This is a genomic window from Paenibacillus flagellatus, assembly GCF_003217775.1.
GTDB classification, from domain to species: domain Bacteria; phylum Bacillota; class Bacilli; order Paenibacillales; family NBRC-103111; genus Paenibacillus_AB; species Paenibacillus_AB flagellatus.
On record NZ_QJVJ01000003.1, the window covers coordinates 188,818 to 208,541 of the forward strand.

11 protein-coding genes are annotated in these 19,724 nt (G+C 60.4%); 2 read left to right on the forward strand and 9 right to left on the reverse strand.

Annotated elements, in window-relative coordinates:
- Window positions 1-5 precede the first annotated feature (5 nt).
- On the reverse strand, window positions 6-1,199 hold the full coding sequence (locus tag DLM86_RS07485; RefSeq protein ID WP_110839368.1) for a GntR family transcriptional regulator: 1,194 nt from the start codon (window positions 1,197-1,199) through the stop codon (window positions 6-8).
- A 187-nt stretch (window positions 1,200-1,386) separates the two neighbouring features.
- On the opposite strand from DLM86_RS07485, the gene DLM86_RS07490 reads away from it, so the two are divergent.
- A complete protein-coding gene (locus DLM86_RS07490) occupies window positions 1,387-4,239 on the forward strand; it encodes an alpha-mannosidase (RefSeq protein ID WP_158289375.1) in 2,853 nt (950 codons plus the stop codon).
- A 55-nt stretch (window positions 4,240-4,294) separates the two neighbouring features.
- Here DLM86_RS07490 and DLM86_RS07495 read toward each other — a convergent pair whose 3' ends face one another.
- The 4 genes from DLM86_RS07495 to DLM86_RS07510 all read right to left on the reverse strand — a co-directional run bounded on the left by DLM86_RS07495 (window position 4,295) and on the right by DLM86_RS07510 (window position 12,557).
- Window positions 4,295-9,079 carry an OmpL47-type beta-barrel domain-containing protein gene (locus DLM86_RS07495; RefSeq protein WP_110839370.1) on the reverse strand — a complete coding sequence of 1,595 codons (4,785 nt, stop codon included), beginning with the start codon at window positions 9,077-9,079 and terminating at the stop codon, window positions 4,295-4,297.
- Between the two features lie 64 nt (window positions 9,080-9,143).
- Entirely contained in the window at window positions 9,144-10,013 is an 870-nt protein-coding gene (locus DLM86_RS07500; RefSeq protein ID WP_110839371.1) for a carbohydrate ABC transporter permease, read from the reverse strand.
- A 13-nt stretch (window positions 10,014-10,026) separates the two neighbouring features.
- Entirely contained in the window at window positions 10,027-10,926 is a 900-nt protein-coding gene (locus DLM86_RS07505; RefSeq protein ID WP_110839372.1) for an ABC transporter permease, read from the reverse strand.
- 92 nt (window positions 10,927-11,018) lie between these two features.
- Entirely contained in the window at window positions 11,019-12,557 is a 1,539-nt protein-coding gene (locus DLM86_RS07510; protein ID WP_158289376.1) for an extracellular solute-binding protein, read from the reverse strand.
- 316 nt (window positions 12,558-12,873) lie between these two features.
- Between DLM86_RS07510 and DLM86_RS07515 the strand changes: the two genes are divergently transcribed.
- Window positions 12,874-15,222: a helix-turn-helix domain-containing protein gene (locus DLM86_RS07515; RefSeq protein WP_158289377.1), complete on the forward strand. Its 2,349-nt coding sequence runs from the start codon at window positions 12,874-12,876 to the stop codon at window positions 15,220-15,222.
- A gap of 72 nt (window positions 15,223-15,294) precedes the next feature.
- Here the strand turns inward: DLM86_RS07515 and DLM86_RS07520 are convergent, their stop codons facing one another.
- The 4 genes from DLM86_RS07520 to DLM86_RS07535 all read right to left on the reverse strand — a co-directional run bounded on the left by DLM86_RS07520 (window position 15,295) and on the right by DLM86_RS07535 (window position 19,647).
- Window positions 15,295-15,669 carry a hypothetical protein gene (locus DLM86_RS07520; RefSeq protein WP_110839375.1) on the reverse strand — a complete coding sequence of 125 codons (375 nt, stop codon included), beginning with the start codon at window positions 15,667-15,669 and terminating at the stop codon, window positions 15,295-15,297.
- A 276-nt stretch (window positions 15,670-15,945) separates the two neighbouring features.
- Complete coding sequence (locus DLM86_RS07525; protein WP_110839376.1) at window positions 15,946-16,779, reverse strand: amidohydrolase family protein; 834 nt, start codon at window positions 16,777-16,779, stop codon at window positions 15,946-15,948.
- Complete coding sequence (locus tag DLM86_RS07530) at window positions 16,770-18,725, reverse strand: DUF8034 domain-containing protein (RefSeq protein ID WP_110839377.1); 1,956 nt, start codon at window positions 18,723-18,725, stop codon at window positions 16,770-16,772. Before DLM86_RS07530 ends, DLM86_RS07525 begins: the two co-directional genes overlap by 10 nt.
- A gap of 16 nt (window positions 18,726-18,741) precedes the next feature.
- On the reverse strand, window positions 18,742-19,647 hold the full coding sequence (locus DLM86_RS07535; RefSeq protein WP_110839378.1) for an aldo/keto reductase: 906 nt from the start codon (window positions 19,645-19,647) through the stop codon (window positions 18,742-18,744).
- Window positions 19,648-19,724 lie beyond the last annotated feature (77 nt).

Here is a 19,724-nt window from a genome sequence, read left to right on the forward strand (position 1 = left end):
ATCCGCTACGTTACCGTGCCGATTGAGCCGTTTCGGTTCCGAGTTAGTCGCTCCCCATCGCTGCGCGCCACGGCGGACTGGCGCAGCACAAGCCGCGTCGGCACGAGAATCCGTCTCCGTTCCTGCGAAGGGTTGTCGATGATGGACAGCAGCAGCTTCGCCGCTTCCGCTCCGATCGTCCGTTCGTCCTGCACGACGCAGCTCGGCGGGATGCGCGACAGCTCCGCGTATTCGTAATCGTCGAAGAATAAGACCGAAAGCTCCCCGGGTACTTGTATGCCCAAATCTTCCGCGGCCGCTACGAGCGCAAGGCCGCTTGACACCGTAGCCGCAAACACCGCCGTCAGCTCGGGATTGCGGGACAAATACGATCGCAGCAAAACGCGCGGATCGGTATCCTCCCCCTCCTCGCGCCGAGCTTCGCCCGTCTCGAACAAGCAGCGTCGATAATCGACGGGGATCCCGTGGTGCGCCAGCGCCCGCTCGTACCCCGTCAGACGATCCTCCAGGCTCGTTACCCGTTTGTTCAAGACGGAGACGAAGCCGATATTCGTATGCCCCAGCTCGACCAATTTGGTCACGGCGTCGTATGCGCCTCCGACATGGTCCGAACAGACGCAATTCGTCTCCACGCCGCGCAAGTAGCGGTCGATGACGACGACGGGAAATCGGTTGAAAGACAGACGCAGCAGCTCTTCGTTGTACGTTTCTCCGTCTGCCGGGAAAATGAGAATTCCTTTGACGCCGAGTCGTAGACAATCCCGCAAAATGTCCCGTTCCCGCTCCGCATCGTTCAACGTAGAGCGATACAGCACGTGGTAGCCGCGCTCGGAAAGGACATCCTCCGCTCCGGCCAAAATGCGGGAGGCGAGCGGGCTTTGAATCGACGGCACGATAAAGGCTACGGGACGAAATACGGTCGGGACGCCCGGTGGCTCCTCGACGTGCGGAAGATCGGATGGAGCCGCCGCCGGTGCAATAAACGTCCCTTTCCCCTGCACGCGATAGACGAGCCCTTCTTCCACCAAGGCGGACAGCGCCTTCTTGATCGTAAATCGGCTCACATCGAACTGCTCCGCAAGCGCGGCCTCCGTCGGCAATTGGTCATCCGCACTCCACTCGTTCAAACGAATCCGTTCTACGATGTACGCTCGAATTTGCGAATAGAGTGGGACACGTTTCGTCTCCTGTTTGTCCACGTCCTGCTCCCCCGTTCCTGCACTTCCTCACCTATTTGGAGTGTAGCATGAATAAATACGAATATACAAAAATAGATGGAATGGTTTCCATTTCGGGATTTACAAAAGGAAGTTATTTCAAGTACACTCAAATTACCAGAAAGGTATTTATATATATACGTATCCAAATTGATATGGAGGTATGTCCATGGCTTCGATCGATTCCCGATTAAGGCTTTTGCTGGGGAACATTCCGGACAGCTATTGGGACGAGAAAATCCAATCCTCGCCCGGATACTGGGGCGAGCGCATTTTGTCCCAGTTGGTGTTCGCGCAAGAGATGTCCAAAGTTCGAAATCGTATGTTCGAAGACACGATCTCCTCCGCTCTCTCTTACGTGGAGCGACAAATTGCCGACGAAGGCGTCGTTACGAAAGCGACGGCGCTGCAAGCGGAGCGCCTGATGGCCCCTCTCGCGTCCGCGGCGAAAGCCTACGACATTCTGTGCGTCGCCCACGCCCATATCGATATGAACTGGATGTGGCCGTGGGACGAGACGGTTGCCGTCACGATCGATACGATGCGAACGATGCTGCAGCTGATGGAGGAATATCCGTTCTTCCACTTCTCCCAATCGCAAGCGGCGATTTACCGTATCGTCGAGCAGTATGCACCCGCCATGCTGGAGCAGATCCGAGCGCGCGTCCATGAAGGACGATGGGAGGTGACCGCATCGCACTGGGTGGAAGCGGACAAAAACATGCCGAACGGCGAGAGCCTGTCCCGTCACCTGCTGTACACGAAACGGTATTTGTCCCGATTGCTCGGCATCGATCCCGCTACGCTCAGCCTGGATTTCGAGCCGGATACGTTCGGACACAGCATTCAAGTCCCGGAAATATTGCTCGATGGCGGAGTGCGGCATTATTATCATTGCCGGGGCAGCGACGGACCGGTCGCCTACACGTGGCGGTCGCCGTCCGGCCGCTCCCTATTGTGTTACCGCGAGCCGACCTGGTACAACGATTTCGTCCAACCGATACTCGGCTCGTACGTGCCGCCGTTGTGCGAGCAAACCGGCTTGACCACTCACCTGTACGTTTACGGCGTCGGCGACCACGGCGGCGGTCCGACGCGGCGCGATCTCGAACGGCTCGCCGGGATGAACGATTGGCCGATCTATCCGCGAATCCGGTTCGGCACGTTCGCCGAATTTTACGCCCGGTTGGAGACGGTACGCGAGCGGCTGCCGGTCGTGACCGGCGAGCAAAATAGCGTATTCACCGGCTGTTACACGTCGCAAACGCGGATCAAGACGGCGAACCGGATCGGCGAAGCGACGCTGCAGGAAGCCGAGCTGTTCAGCGCAGCGGCAAGCGTCGTCGCGGATGCGGCTTATCCGGCCGCCGCTTATGAAGACGCTTGGCGGAACGTGCTGTTCAACCAATTTCACGACATACTCCCCGGCTCCGGCGTCATCGAGACGCGCGAGCATGCGCTCGGCTTGTTCCAGCAGACGATGGCGGCGGCCAATACGAACCGCAAGCTCGCTTTGGAAGCGATCGCCGCCACGATCGATACGGCCGGGCTCGCCGGCCGGGCGGATCAGTCGAGTACGGCCGAGGGAGCGGGCGCAGGTTACGGCGCCCGTTCCTTCCGCATTACGCAAGTGGAGCGCGGCGGCGGAGACCCCCGCATCGTGCACGTGTTCAACCCGTCTCCCTACGAACGGGAAGAAGTCGTCGAATGGACGCTGTGGGATTGGAAAAGTCCGATCCGAACGCTGGTCGTCCGAGACGGCGACGGTCGGGAAGTGCCTTATCAATGGATCGACAAAGGGTTTCATACGTATTGGAGCCACCATTACTTGCGCTTGCTCGTTCTCGCTCGGGTTCCGGCGTGCGGCTACCAAACGTACACCGTTTCCGTCGGGGATGAGCCGCATGCGCCGTTTTTGCCGACCGATCCGCGCGTCGACCGCGAGCGGCCCGTCGTCTTGGAAAACGAGCGTCTGCGCGTATCGTTTCATCCGATCGATGCGACCGTCCGATCGATGGTCGACAAGCGTACCGGTACCGAGCTGATCGATCCGGCCCGTCCGGCGGGACTGTTCCGTCTCATCCAGGAAGATCCGGGCCAAGGCATGTCCGCGTGGTGGGTCGGGCGGTATATGGACGTCGCCAGCGTTCACCGTCATGTGAAAATCGAGATGCAGGCGCAAGGAGCGCTGCGCCAATCGCTGTCGTACCGGATGACGTTCGGCCGCTCTTCGCTTCAAGTGACCGTCTCGCTCGACCGCAGCAGTCCGGCGCTGCGCTTCGACACGACCTGCGACTGGCAGGAGATCGGCTCGCAAGCGACGTCGATTCCGCAGTTGAATTTCCATTGGCCGCTTGCTTATGCATGCGATGCCTACCGATACGATGTGCCGTACGGTACGCTCGAGCGCCGGCCGGCCGATATGGACGTGCCCGCCAACAGCTGGGCGTTGGGCGTGCGCCGCGACGGAGGCGGACCGGCGATCATGATGACGACGAACAACAAGTACGGCTACCGCGGCACGGACCGGTCGCTGTCCGTCACGCTGATCCGCAGCTCGTTCGACCCCGATCCGTATCCGGAGCTCGGCAACCACCACAAGACGAGCATTGCGGTTTGCGTCGTGGATGCCGCCGCGTCCAACCGGGAGCTGGCGGAAACGGCCTATCGGGCCAACCGTCCGTTCACCGTTTTATCCGGCAAGGCGCATCCGGGCACGAACGGCCGCTCCGGCAGCTTTTTGCGGATCGAAGACGGAGCGGTTGTGCTGTCCGCGGTCAAAATGCCGGAGGACGATCCGTGCGGACGTTGGATCGTTCGGGTGTACGAGACGGAAGGCCGGCGGAGCGGCGTGAAGCTGCATCTGCCGCAGCGAGTGTCGGACGCCTATCTCGTGGACGCCAACGAACGGCGGATCGACGATGCGGACGCTCCCGTCATCGAAGGACGGCGGGTTTCGTTCGAAGTGCCGGCTTACTCGGTCGTCTCGATCGGTCTCGTCTTCGCCTCGTCGAACGCCTAAAGACGGAAGCAGCGAAAAAGCCGCGGACGATCCGCGGCTTTTTCGATTACGCGACTTATTGCCCCCGAGATTGCAGCATGTACCGGGCATCCCTCAGCAGCACCAGGGCGGCCGGTGCCGCGATATGCTTGCCGTTCTGCGCCTCCACTTCATGGATAAAAGCTTGCCAATTTCCTTTCTCCGCTTTCCGGCGCAAACTGTTCGCGATGCCCGCATTTTCGATCCACGACATGGCCGCAAACCGGTCGATCAGAGCGCCGACCGAAGCCGCATCGGCATACGTGTGGAACGTTACCGTCAGGCTCCCGACGTTCCCGGCCGTGTCGGTCACGGATGCGGCGAGCGTATGCGCGCCGAGCGGCAGCGTGTACAGCGGGATCGCTTCCTCTCCGTTCACCGCTTGGCCGTCCAAAAGCATCCTCAGCTGAGACCGATCGACTCCGGATAATCCGTCCGTCAACGCCAGCCGTGGAACGAGCTCTCCGCTGTCCGGATACGACCGACCCGGAACGGGCTCCTCGGCCGTCACAACCGGAGGCGTCGTATCCAGCCGAACGCCGATCGTAGGAGCGGCTTCTTCGTTCCCCGCCCTATCGGTCGAGCGGTAGGCGATGGAATAACCGCCGTCCTGCGACAACCGGATCGGCGACGTATACCGCTGCCAACTCGCACCGCCGTCCAAGCTGTAAACCGTATCCGTGACGCCGGACGTCGCATCGGACGCCGTCAGCGTCAGCGTAACCGGCGTGACGTACCACCCGTCCGGACCGTCCGGCTGTGCCGGAGACAAGACGGCCGTCGTCGCCGGCGGCGTCCGGTCCAGACGGAGCGTAAGCCGTTTCGGCGCCTCGACTTGGCCCGACAAGTCGGTCGACCGGTACAGGATGCCGATCGCGCCGCCGTCCTGCCCGAACGTAAGCGGCGTCGTGTAACGGCTCCAGCTCGCGCCGTCGTCCACGCTGTACACCGTTTCGGTCACGGTGGACGAGCGATCGCCCGGACGGAGCCGCACCGCGACCGGCTGCACGTACCAGCCGTTCGCCCCGTCCGGCTGCGGCGGGGTTACCGCCGCCTCCGTCACCGGCTGGCGAAGCTGCGTCACTTCGATGTCGTCGAACGTCAAGCTGTCGAAGCCTCCCGCGTAAAAGCCGATCGTGCCGGTGGCATTGTGCGCCGGATCGGAGGCTCTCAGCTTCAGCTTGCCGTCGACGTACAGGCCGATGTCGGCGCCGTTCACGATCAATTCGACGGCGTACTCCGTGTTCGGCGCCAAGTCTTCGTAAGGCAAATCGGCTTTCTTCACCGTCGCCCATGCCCCGTTGTACAAAATCCATTGCGAAGCGCCGTCCGCCGTCTTGCGATAGCCGATTCGGTCGCCGCTGCCGGAAACCAGACGATCGAATATATAAAATGTCGCTGCGCTCGGGATTGTCGCCGGCGTCCTCAGCTTGAACGTCAGCCGGTAGTTCGCGAACGAACGCGGCGAAGTGGCGGACGCCCCCTTGAGCAGCCGATACTTGCGGTTGCCGTCCACGTTCACGATGCTCCGGTTCGGATCGACCGGCCAGCCGCCGCCCCCGGATTCGAAGTCCGTCCGGAGCAGGACGTCCGATACGACGATGCGGGCCGACGCCGAAGCTTCCGGATTGTCCGCCGAGGTGACTGTCACGATCGTTTCCCCCGACCCGACGGCCGTCACCAAGCCGTTCGCGTCGACGACGGCCGCGTTCGGATTGCTCGACGTCCACGTGACGGAGCGGTTGGCGGCATCGGACGGATCGAAGCTGACTTGCAGCTGCAGCCGTTCGTCCGCGCCCAGATTCGCTTCGGTTCGGTCCAGCAGGAGCCCGGCAATCCGGGTGCTCGGCACCGACAGCTTGATCTCGTCGAACAGCAGGTAATCGAAGCCGCCCGCATAGAAGCCGACCGTGCCGGAAGGGTTATGCGACGGATCGGTCGTCTTCAGCTTGAGCTTGCCGTCGACGTACAGGCTGATGTCGGCCCCTTTTACGAGCAGCTTGACGCGATACTCCGTATTCGGCGCCAAATCCTCGTACGGCAGCGGGACTTCCTTGACGGTCGCCCAAGCCGGGTTGTATACGATCCATTTCGACGTGCCGTCCTCGAATTTGCGGTACCCGATCCGGTCGCCTCCGTTCGGGCCGAGCCGGTCGAAGATGTAAAACGTGCCCAGCCCCGGCATGGTCGGCGGCGTCTTCAGCTTGAACGTCAGCTCGTAATTCGCGTATTCGTTCGACGAAACGGCGGTTGCGCCTTTCAGCACTTTGTACATATGGTTGCCTTCCACGTCGACGATGGACCGGTTCGGATCGACCGGCCAGCTGTTGCGCCCCGTCTCGAAATCGGTATATTCGTAGACGCCGTCTCCTACTTCTACGTCAATCGTCACCTCGTCCCGGAGAAGCGGATTTTCGGCCGACGCGATCGTCACGACCGCCTGACCGACTTCCACGCCTTTGATCGTTCCTTTGCCGTCCACCTTGACTACGCCCGGATTGCTCGATGCGAACTGCAGCTTGGAATTGGACGCGTTCCAGGGCAGCACGGCCGAATGCAGGTCGTACGATTTGCCGATGCCGATCGTCACGTGCGAATCGTAAGCCCGGACTCCCTGCACCGGAATCGTTTCCGGCGCGAGATACGGCCCGGCTTTGCCTATAATCCCGATGTCGCCGAACGGAATCGGCTGGAACCCCGGGATGCGCTGGAATACTTCCGCATCGCTCTTCAGCCGGAGGTCGCCGGCCGCCAAATCGACGAACCCGGGATCGCGGTCCGTCACCCAGTTGTTTCCGTATTGCAGCAAGTTGAATTTGTCGTACGCCCCTTGCGCGTTCGTGATCGTGCTTCGCGGCTTCGTGGGGTTATAGATGACGTTGTTTTGGTACACGTTCGTTCTCGGATAGTAGCGGTCCTCCGTGAAGAAGTCGGCCAGCTCCGGATATTTCGCCAAGTACGGCGTGCCCACGAAGTTGTTGTACCGTTCGAACAGCGCCTGCCATTTCGGCATGTAGTTTTTGGCGATTTGCCCGTCCGGTTTGTCGCCCAGGTACAGGTCCGCGTAATCGTAAGGCACCTTGCTGTCGATGAATAGATTGTTGCGGGCTTTAATATGCGCGCCGCCGTTGTTTTTGATGGCGGAGTTGCCCATGTTGTGGAAAATGTTTTCGTCGATCGTCAGCCCCATCGTGAAGTTGTCGGGGTATACTCCTTCCACGCCGGCCTTGGATTCCCCGATATGGTGGAAGTAATTGCGCTTGATGACCGTTCCCCGCTGCTGCGGTGTTTCTCCAGCGTTCATATAAATGGCGCCGAGATCGGAGAACAGCTTGCACACGTCGTAAATGTCGTTGTATTCGACGAGCTGATCGTTGCCGAAGATGAGAATGCCGGGATGCGGCGCATCGTGAATTTCGTTGTGGGAGACGCGGTTGCCGACGCCGGTCAGAATGACGGCCGGATTGTAAGCTTTATGGTAGTAGGCGAAATCGTGCAGATGGGAGTTTTCCACGTAGTTGTTGCCGGGCTCGAGCGTATCGCGGCTGCCTCCGTTCAGGATGACCGCCGTTCCGCCGATATGGTGGATGTGGCTGTTCACGACCCCGTGATGAACACCTGTAGCCGTGGCGAAATCGTTGTACAGCCACCGGCTTTGCGTGTTGATCTGCACGCCGCCGTTCGTAAAGTTGCGGATTTCGCAATGCTTGATCAGCACGCGTTCGCCGCCCATGACGACGACCGCGGAATCGCGTCCGTTCTCGAGTGTCAAATCCTCGAACGTGACGTGCGAGACGCCGACCGCATTGATCATGGGCGTCTTCAGCATCGTTACGGTAATTTCCGGATTGTCGGCCTCGAAAGCCGCCGTCGGCAGGAAATACAAAATGCCTTGGGCGCGGTCGATGTAATATTCGCCCGGCATGTCGATTTCCTCCAGCAAATTTTGCGCGAAATGGAAATCCGGGTACCAGTTTTTGAACAAGCCGCTCATTTCCCCGTAGCGAAGCGTAATCCGCTTGTTGGCCGTGTCGATCGCGGCGACCTTGTTGTACGACCATTCCCAGCTGTAGCCGAAAATGCCGTCCAGCCAAATATCGTCCGCCTGCGTCCAATACTGCGGCCGGTCGTACGTGTAGCCGAACGTGCCGCCCCGATCCTGGAGATCGGCGTCCTTGCGGGTCGGCCCCGGATCGATAATGTCGCCCATCTGGACCGTGCCTTTGTTGGGCCAACGCGCCAGCGTCATCCCTTCGCCTTCGACGTACAGCTCCATCGGAGGAACTTGGCTTACGTCGTTCGCCTTGTAATAGCCGTGGCGGCTCATGACGCCGTAATCGGTAATGCCGCGGCCGCGCAAATCGACCTGCAGCACCTTGGTCCTTGCGTCGGTACTGACGATACGCTGCAAAACCGCGGGGTCCGCGACCGGCACGAACCAGCTTTTCTCGAGATGCCGGCCGCCGGACAGCCGGACGCTTTCGCCCGGGTACGCCTTATACGTAATTGGGCTTTCGGCGGTGCCGGAATCTTGCTGCTCCAATACGAAGCTTGCGGTTCTATCATAGGTTCCGCCGCGCAAATAGACGGTTATGCCGCCCGCCGGCAAGCCGGAGCCGCTCTTCCATTGACGCACCGCGTCCCGGGCCTTCTCCAGCGTCCGGAACGGCGCGCCGATCGTGCCCGGATTGGAATCGCTTCCATCCGGTGCCACGTAGAAGGCCGTTTCCGGTAACCCGGACTCGGCCTGCATGACAGGCATGGCATAAACTTGGATCAGCATCGCCGCGATGATGAGAAGGATGACTTTTTTTCCGAACATACTCCTCCACCCTTTCATAAGGAAACTCGTTGCCTGATTTCCCTGCGAGCCGGATCGTGAAGCGTTATCCTTTCACCGAGCCGATCATCGTCCCCTTCTCGAAATAACGGAGCAGGAACGGGTAGACGACCAGCACCGGAAACACGGATACGATGACCGCCGCCATCTTCAAGCTTTCCGGCGCGGGCGGCACTTCGTTCACCGCCGTCGTAAACGGATCGAGCCGGTTCTCGATCAGGATTTGGCGCACGATCTGCTGCAGGATGAATTTCGTTTGATCCGTCACGTAGAGCAAGTTGTCCATAAACGCATTGATATGAAACACGAGCGACCAAAGTCCGATCGTCACGAGGGCGGGCATCGACAGCGGGAGCAGGATCCGCGTCAGGATGCGCACGTCGCGCGCTCCGTCGATCCGCGCCGCTTCCACGAGCGCATCCGGAATCGAACGGAAGAACGAAATCATGACCAATACCTGGAACGCATTCGCCGCATGCGGAAGCACGTATACCCACCGCGTATTGAGCAGATGCAGCTCTTTCATGAGCAAATAATTCGGGACGATGCCGCCGTCGAATATCATGGTGAACAGCAGCAGCATCACCAGCACCCGTTTCCACGGAAATTCTTTGCGCGATAACGGGTAGGCGGCGCATACGGTGACGATCAGCGTCAGCAGCGTTCCGACCGCCATCCGGAACAGCGTGTTCCCGTACCCCGTCCAGATGAACGGATACGTCATGATTTCCCGATACGATACGACGGTAGGGTCTCTCGGAATCCAATGGAATCCGCTGCGCAGCGCTTCTCCCCGGCCGCTGAACGATACCGACAGCACGTGAAGGAACGGGTAGACGACGACGACGGCGAGAAGGCCGAGTACGATATAAATCAAGACGGTGGCCAGCTTATCCGGCCAGTTTGCGTATTTCATGCTGCGCCTCCTTCTACCATAAGCCGTTCTCCCCGCGGCTCAGCCTGCGTACCAGCACGTTCGCTCCGAGGATCAGCAGCAAGCCTACCAACGACTTGAACAAGCCGATCGCCGCGGTATAGCTGTATTGGAATTGCTGCAGACCGACGCGGTATACGTAAGTGTCGATGACGTCCCCGGTTTCGTAAGTGACGGGGTTGATCAGGTTGATGATCTGCTCGAAGTTGGCGCTCAAGAAACCGCCGAGGGTCAGGATGAACATGATCGCCACGGTCGGCATGATCGACGGAATGTTGATATGGATCATGCGCTGCCACCGGTTCGCTCCGTCGATGGTCGCCGATTCGTGCAGCTCCGGATGGATGCCCGCCAGTGCGGCGAAATATATGATCGATCCCCACCCGATATCTTTCAAAATCGCCGATATGACGACGATCGAACGGAAGTATTCCTTCTGCCCCATATAGAAAACCGGCTTCCCGCCGAACAGTCGGACGATTTCGGCTACGACGCCCGTCGTCGGCGACAGGAAGTAGATGACGAGTCCCGCCATGACGACCCAAGACACGAAATGCGGCAAATACATCGTGACTTGGATGAACCGTTGAAAATAACGGGAGCGGATCTCGTTCAGCAGCAGCGCCAAAGCGATCGGGGCCGGAAAGGCGAACAGCAGCAAATACAAATTGAGCAGCAGCGTATTTTGCAGCAGCCGGTAAAAGTCGTCCGTTCGAAACAGCGTTTCGAAATGCTTGAACCCGACCCACGGACTGTTCCAGATGCCGTCGACGACGCGAAACTCTTTGAAGGCGATCATCACCCCGTAGAGCGGGCCGTACTTGAATACGAGGAAAAAAGCGAAAGCGAACAAGTAGAGCGCAAACAGCTCCCGATGCTTCATGATGGTTTTCATGGCATGTGCACGTCCTCAAGCCGAATTCGATCCGTCCTCGGGGCGAAGCTCGCCGCCTCGCCGCCGGGGACGCGTAATCGCTTACCCTGCCGTTATTTTTTGAACTGCTTCTGGTACATGTCGTTCGCTTCCTTCGTCAGCTCGTCTCCGCCTTTCGCCTTCCACTCCGCCACATACTTATCGAAGTCGCTGAGGGGCAGTTCCCCGCTGATGAATTGGGCGAAATATTTTTGCGTCAGCGCGGTCAAATCTTTCTTATACTTGCCGTCCGACGGCAAAGCCGCGAACAGCAGCGCGTCGGTCCAGCTCGGCGCGGACGAATACGTGCGAACGGCTTCGTTCAGCTTCGCGTTCGAATATTTGTCGCGATAGCTGCGCGTCGTAATATTGCCCAGCGAGAACAGCCGGGCGCCGATCGCATCGCGCTGCTCCTGCTTCTCGAAGCCGGACAGAAACTTGGTCGCGCCCGAGGTCGCTCCGCTTTCGGCGAAGTCCCAGTGCGTCCCTTTCACGCCCATGCTCGTCATATTGATCGTCTCTTCGTCGCTGCTCTCCGCCCGCAAAATTTCGAAAATTTTGCTCAGCTTCGCCGGATCGTCCTTCACCTTGTTGCCGATGACGACGAAGTTGCTCTTGATCCCCCAGTCCCAGCTGCCGCTGCCGCCGGGGCCCTTCGGGTTTTTGCCGAGTGCCAGCTTGGCGTTCGGATTGACGTCCTTCATGGCGACGACGGTCGCACCGTCGGTCAGCGCCGCCTTCCCGATCTGCTCCTCGATGACGCCGATCCGGCTGTTGTACAGCTTCTTGCGGTACGTATCCTGCGTGTCGGTGATGAACTCCGGGTCGATGACGCCGTCGGCGAACCATTGGCGCAGCTTCGCCAGAGCGTCCTTCGCTTCGGGCATGACGGACCCGTTGACGACTTGGCCGTTCTTCTCCTGCCACATGGTCGGTTCCACGCCGAAGGCGCCGAAGATCGAGTAAAATCCGGTCGACCAGGTGGACGTCGCCGTACCGGTCAAGCCGTACGTGTCGTGCTTGCCGTTGCCGTCCGGGTCCTGCTTGGCGAACGCGTAAGCCGCTTTCTCGAATTCGTCGAGCGTTTCCGGCAGCTTCGCGATGCCGACCTTGTCGAGCCAGTCTTTGCGCCACAGCATCGTCAGATCGTAAGGCTTCAAATCGATAAACATCGGAATCGCCCACAGCTTGTCGTTGAACGTGACCGTCTGGAAGAGCGCCTTCGACTGCTCGACGTCCTTGTAATATTCCGGCATCTTCTCTTTCACCATGTTCGGATCGATGCTCATGAGCACGCCCTGCGCCTGGTAGGCGGACACGTTGGCGGGATCGCCCAGCATGAACAGGTCCGGCACGTCGCCGGAAGCGATGCTCGCGTCCGTAACTTTGACCGGTTTGATTTTGACGTTGAACTTTTGCTCCAGCCATTTTTGCACTTGCGTATCGGCGACGACCGCCGACGCTTGGAAATGGATCCCCCACTTGATTTCGATCGGTTTTGCCGCGCCGCCCGGTTCGTTCGGCTCGGAGCCGTTTGACTGCGTTCCGGTGCATCCGCCGAGAAGGCCGGCCGCCATACTGACGGCCACGACGGCAAGTGCGACAGGCTTCATCGTATTGCCCACCACAATCTCTCCCTGCTTGTTAGGTTTGAACGGCGCTCCCTTGCAGCGTTTCCCGGCCGGGGATTGGGAACGGTTACATCTTTTACGATATCCGGCCTCGCGGAACCGCACAACCGTTTCATTCGCTTTCCGTTATGTTTTTCCTTTCCGGGACAAAGTTTCGGCCATTATGTTATTCGGGATTTCGTATGTTTTTCGCGTCTCGCCTTCCCGTCTTTTCGATCTGTGCTATAATGTGGCATGGTGTCCTCACCGATTCGGCTTTGCTGTTGAAAACGCTGACATCGACAAAGGAGGGGTCAAGATGTCCGGTCGTCTTGTGATTCGCAACCGGTCGTTATTCGTCAAGCTGCTGCTGTCCATGACGGCGATCGTCATCGTGACCGTCATCCTCATTTCTTCGATCACGTATACGATTTCCGCGGATACGAGCATACAGAACTCGATCGAATACAATCAGTCGGTTTTGGAGCAGCAGCGGGAGCTCGTGCATAAAGAGCTGCTGGCCGTCAAAAATATCGCCTCGAGCATGCTGATGACGCAGTCGTATTTGTACCACACCGTCAACGACAAGCTGAGCGTCGGCTCGGTCATCGACTTGTCCCGTTATTTGGAGGAGCAGCAGAAGCTCAGTCCGTACATCGATTCGATCTATCTCGTCTACGGCAAGCTGGATCTGGTGCTCACCTCCCGTTCCGACATCAAAATGTCGCCGTTGTCCTCGTTCTCCGACCGTTCCTGGCTGCCCGCGATGAACGAGCCGTCCGGCAGCCGGACGGTGTGGCTTACCGGGCGACCGAACGGTTTTGCCGCCGGTAAGACGGCCACGAGCCTGATGCAGAAAATGCCGCTCATCGGCCCGGTCGACGGCGCCATCCTCATCAATGTGAAGCTCGATTTGCTCTTGAACGACTTTCTCAGCCATTACCACAACAAAAAAGGAACGGCGCTCGTCCTCGGTCCGAACGGCGAGCCGCTTTACGCCGAGACGGATCGGGCGGCGGAGCTGCTGGCCCAGCTTGATGCGAAAGCGCTGTCGTCGGCCGGGAGCGGGTCGTACGTCGACGATCGCCACTGGATCGTGACGTATACGACCTCCGAGCTGACCGGCTGGAAGTTCGTCAACTTGACGAAGCAATCCGCGCTTCTTCAAGGGCTGAGCCGCATCAAAATGATTGTGGTCGCCGTAGCCGTTCTCTACGCCTCTGCCGCCGTCGCCCTGTCGGTTTATATTTCGCGCAGGCTGTACCGTCCGCTCAAAAGCGTCGTCGCTTACATTAGCGGCTCCAATGCGGAGGTCGGCCCCTCCCCCTCCGGCGGGGCGAGTCCGGAATCCGTTCCGCCGGCGGCCGATGAGGCAAGCTTCATTCGGCAGTCGTTCGAGCGGCTTACCCATAGCCGGGAGGCGATTTTGAGCGAGAAGAAACGGGTGGAAACGCTGCTTGGGGCGAAGCGCCCGGTGATCAAGGAAAAATATTTGTGCGATTTGATCAAAGGGGTAGCGGTTTCCTTGCATGACGGCGGGCCGGATGCGGATGCGGCGGAGCTATTGGAGCTGAAGCTGGATTTCTCGCGGTTTGCGATCCTGACGCTCGAATGGGAGGAGCCGGCGCTCTTGAACGATACGACCGCGAAGCTTCATGTTCATCTGTTTCAATACGGGTTGATCGAAGAGCTCGGTCCCGAGATCGACGGCGAAATATTCGCCAGAGACGACGAGCGAACCGTCATCATCCATAACGTGCCGGAAGGACGGGACGACCTCCCGCTCGAGACGGCCCGGAGCATGCAGCGGCATTTGGAGGGCCGTTACGGCATAACGGCGACGATCGGGATCAGCCGCATCCGCACGGGAGTCCAGGAGGTCCAGTCGGCCTATGAGGAGTCGGTCGAAGCGCTCAGCCTGAAAATGTACGTGGGCAGCGGCGAAATCGTGCCCTATTCGATCGTCAGCAGCTGGAAGCAGGACGAGACGACCTACTATTACCCGTACGAGCTGGAAGCGAAGCTGCTGCAGGCGCTGCTGCAGCTGGACGAGGAGGAATGCGCGGCGAACGTCGGCCGGATTACGCAGGAAGTGACCGCGCGCAGGCTCGGGAAAGCCAACGTGCAGCAGCTGTTTTTCCAGTTAAGCGGCGAAATCGTGAAAACGCTGGTTCAGACCGGGGGCGACATGTCCGTCGTATTCGGCGATCGGCCGTTCGGGCTGTCTGGCATCCACACCCTTCGCGATATGGAGGCGCGTCTGCTGGAGATGTGCGCCCGGATCATCGCCCATAACCGGGAGAAGCGGCTGAAGCTGAACGACATGACGCTGCAGCTGGCCACCGAATTCATGGAGAAAAATTACAACAACAATATTACGATCGAGACGGTCGCGCAGCACGTACAGCGCAGCACCTCCTTTTTAAGCCGCATTTTCAAGGAGGCGACGGGGACGACGATCAACGATCACTTGATCCACCTGCGGATTCGGCGAGCCTGCGAGCTGCTGCGGGAGCCGAAGTATACGCTGGAGGACATTTGCCGGGAAATCGGTTACTCCAACGTCAGCTATTTCAACAAGCTGTTCAAATCGCGCACGGGACATACGCCGGGACAATACCGGCTGCTGCAAGCGGCGGAGCAGCTCCCCGGGGAGAGCCGGACGTAGGCCGTCATCGACGCGGCGCGAGGAACGCCAACAAACCGGCCCCCTTCTTCGTAAGAGAGGGGGCCGGTTTGTTTATTCGAAGCTTAGCAGCGTATTCAGGCGTTCCCACAGGAGGGGCCCCCGCTCTCCGTCCGACCACGGGATAAAATGCGGGCGCATGACGCCGTGCCAGTCGTCCGGCACGACGGGGGCCGGCCACGTTCTTCGCGTCCCTCCCATGCCGCGTGCCGGCGCCGGCTTTTCCTCGTAGGAGAAAAGAACCTCCTCATGGGCGCCGATGATATAGGTGGGATTGAAGCTGTTCGGCGTCTCTTCCTGCTTCGCGTAATGGTAAAAGACGTAGCTGGCGTACATCTCCGGCTTCAGACGCGCCACCGAGCCGATCCGCTCCCGAATGGAGCGCCCGTCGCGGCCGCCGGGCTTCCGGCGAAGCCGCTTCCCCGTCATGGTAAATATCGAGCATGGGGACGGCCAGGCGGGCCCCGCCTCCCCCTCCCGGCCACGTCTCCAGCATCGGCCGGCAGCTATCGGGCCATTGCCAATCGAAGCTTTCGCCCGCCGTTTCGAAATAAAGAAACAAGCTGTCCCCTTTCTCGAACAGGCAGCCGATCAACGCCCCTTGCCTCCGAAGCTCTTGCTGCCAGCTCATGCGCGCCTCCTCCAAGGCCGAGACGAACAGTCCCTTGGTCCGCTCTTTCAGCTGCGCCCGGTACATCCGACGCTTCATGGCTCGATCCGGTACCACCGCCGGGCGTTGCCCGCGCGAATGCTCCCTTTCTCCTCTCGGGTAAGTCCGGCCGGGAGCAGCGACTCGAACAAGCCGACCACGTCCCCGTAGCCGCCCGCCTGCAGGGCGACGGGCCAGTCGCTGCCGAACAGAAGCCGGTCGGGCCCGAACGCGTGAAGCAGCCGGTCGACATACGGCCGCAGCGGCGCCGGATCGGGGCCGCCGGCCATCGTGATCATGCCGGACAGCTTGACCGCGACGCCGGGCAGCCGGGACAGACGTTCCATGCCGGCGCTCCAGGGCTCCATTCGACGCTCCCGTACGGCGGGGCTTCCCAAATGGTTGACGACCGCCTTCAGCATCGGCATCCCCTCCAAGTACGACGCGACGCCGTCAAGGTCGTCCGGCCGAACGAGCAAGTCCAGCGTCAGTCCGGTCTGCGCCATCCGTTCGAGAGCCGCTTGCAGCTTGATCCGCTCGTCCGCCGGCCGGTCGAGGCGAAACGCGCCGCCGTTAATCCGGACACCGGCGAATCGGGCGTGCGCCCGCAGCGTCTCGAGCTCCGCATCGAAGCGTTCCGCGAACGGATCGAGCCCGCCGCTTACGGCGGCGGCGACCGTGCCGTCCTGCGTCAGCTCGAGCAGAAACGACGCCTCGGCCGCCGTCGGGGCGGCTTGGACGACGACGAGCCCCTCGACGCCGTGCGTTCGAAGAGCCGGGAGCAGCTGCCCCGGCAAATAATCCCGGTACAATACGGCGTTGTCCGGCTTCAGCCAGCCGTAATCGCCGCGCGCCGGCATCCAGAAATGGACGTGGCTGTCTATGTACAAGACGCTTCGCCTCCTTGTCCGCTCCGGCCGTTCAGCAGCGGGTCGTCGGCATATTCGTTACGCCAAGGCATATCGTAGCTTGGCGCGTTCACGTACCGCTCCATCCCGAGCTTCAGACGGATGCCCGCACCGGGCTTCAACCGAACCGCCAGCCATTTGCCTTGGATGTGGACGGACGGTCCTTCCGCCCGATGATCCGATCCGATCCGCTGCGCCGCGGTGAACCGATGCTCGCCGAACGTCCCCGCCTGAATGACGGTTTCCCGTTCGTCGAACAGGCTCGTATTGTACAGCTGAAGCGTGACGCTGTCCGCGGCCAGCGCTTCCACAAGCGCGGATACGCCCGGGGGAAGGCCCGGCCGCCGCTCCTGCGCGTCGAAATAACGCACCCGCGCATGCTGCAGGCCGCCGTGCGAGATGTGCATCGGACCGCCCAGCGTCAGCTGCACGAGCGACTCGAAGTAGAGCGGGCACATCTCCTGCCATATATGGATGCTGGAGAAGTCCCCGTCGTGGAAGCCGCTCTTCCACTTGCGCGGATCGCCTTGTTCCGAGCGCATCCGTTCCAGCTGGCGGCCGACGAGCTCCATGTTGGCGGCTAAGACGGTTTCCGGATAGCCGGGATTGCGTCCGCGAATGTACTGGTACCAAGGCTCCGTATTGCCGATATAATGTTTCGTCTCCCGCCCGGTTCGGCCGTCTCTCCCCGATACGACGGGCACGATGACCTCGTTCCAGTCGTGGTCCTTCGGAATGCGCTCGATCCGCTCCAAATCTTCGTCCGCCATCGACATCGTCCACAAGTAGATCGGGTACTTCGGCAGCGGCTTTCGCCAATCGGCCCAGCCGTTATCTTCATGCTTGTTCGGCACGAGCGTGCGTCCGTTCTCCTCCCGGCGCAGCGCCCAATTCGCGTCGAGCTGGGAACGGGCGAGCGCGAGCCGGCTCCTATCGCCCGTCAGCAGAACGGCGTTCATGCAGGCGTTCGTCAGCGGCTCGATGATCGTCATGAAGCCGTGCGGCCATCTCCAGCCGTAATACCCGCCCCACCATTTGCCGTCGTTGTACTCGCCGATTTCGCCGGACAAGCCGATATTGTCCGGGATAATCCCGCCGTTGCGGCGCGTCCGCTCCTCCCAGGCGGCGAGATAATCGGCCACCCAGTCGCGGAACGACTCGTCGCCCGTAAGCATATAGGCGTGGGCCAGCAAGCCGCTGGCGTTTAAATTCAACGGGACGTCCCCGCGGTTCATCCGTTCGTTCATGACGGCGATCAGCCGACGGTACACGTCGTCGTCCGACCACGGGCATTTGCCGCTGGCGTAATCGACGCCGGGGATGTCCTCGTAGGGCGCCGGATAATGATCGAGGATGCCGCGATGCGTGCTCCAATCCTCCTCCGATACTTGAAAGCGAGGTCCCCTGCTCCCGTTCAGAGGAGAACGGATCAGCCTCAGCGTCTTGTCGTAGTTCGGCGCGTCCGGATCGTCTCCCGTATACATGCGGGCGAAACGGACCGCACGCTGCCGGTCCTTCAAGGTGGTCGGACCGGCAAGGCCGAGGAAGTAGAAGTACAAATACCCTTCGCCGTGATGCATCCAATCGTAGTACGCGTCGAATTCCCGATCGATTTGCCCGTACTCCGTCCATTGCCACGTGATCGCGTCCCATATCCGGCGCGATGCGTCGTGCAGCTCCCGGCTGCCGCCGAGCACATAGAGCAGCGCCAAGTTCATGAAGCCTTCGTACGGGTCGTCCGACCCGTCCATTCCCGGCCATTCCTTTTGCCAGATCAAGGTCCCGTCCGGATGCGTGTAGCGTTCCACGAATTCCGCCGCGGCCCGATTCAGCGTCGCGAACAGCCATTGCTCCCGCAGCGCCCAATCCGGCGGGACCATCCGTTCCGTCGCTTCGATACGCGGTATCCCGCTTTCCTGTTCCGTCACGATGCGTCCCTCCCTCCTATTCTTGGAACAGCTTCTTGCCTTGGAACAGGGCGTACACCCGTTCCAGCTCCTCGGGCTTCAGCCCTTTCCCGTCGCAGAACGCCATGTTCGTACGGAGTACGTCGCGCGTCGCCGCTCCGGTCAGCGTGACGTGAATGGCCGGCTGCGACAGGCTGAAGCGCATCGCCGGCTCGACGAGACCGTGCGGCTCCCGCTTGCGCAGAAACCGAAGCTGCTCGATACGATGAGCCGCTTCCTCCACGATCGCCCGCTCCAGAAACGGCGCCGGCGTGTCGGCGAGCAGTCCGAGTCCGAGCACGCTGCCGTTGATGACGCCGATTCCCGACTCGGTTGCGAGCGGCAGCAGCTCGTCCTTCGCCGTATGGTCGATCAGCATGTACCGCGCATAAAACTGGATGCTGTCGAAGCGGTTCAGCTTAATGAAGCGCATCAGCAGCGGGAGGACGCGGCTGGACACGCCGATAAACCGGATTTTCCCGTCCTCGCGCAGCTTCTCGAGCGCCGGAAGCGTCTCGCCCACGATCGTCTCGAACGGCGCTTGCTCGGCGTCGTGTATTTGCAGCAGATCGATCACGTCGGTTTCCAGCAGACGGAGACTTCGCTCGACGGAGCGAATGGTGTCCGCATACCCGAACGTGTCTCCGGGGCCAGTCGCCTTCGAGGTCAGCACGATTCCGTTGCGCTTTCCGCCGCGTAAAGCCCGGCCGATTCGCCGTTCCGATTCGCCGCCGCCGTACCGGGGAGCCGTGTCGATGAAATTGATGCCGCCGTCGATGGCTTCATGGATCATCTTCTCGACCTCGCGTTCATCGGTCGGGCCGAACACGCCGGCCAGCGGCGCGCCGCCAAGCCCTAGCTTCGATACGCGAAGCCCCGTTCGGCCGAATGTCGTATACTCCATATCGCAATCCCTCCTACTGTTGATTGTAAAGAGGATCCCTTATAATGAAATAGCCATAGTTCCACAACTTATGGCAT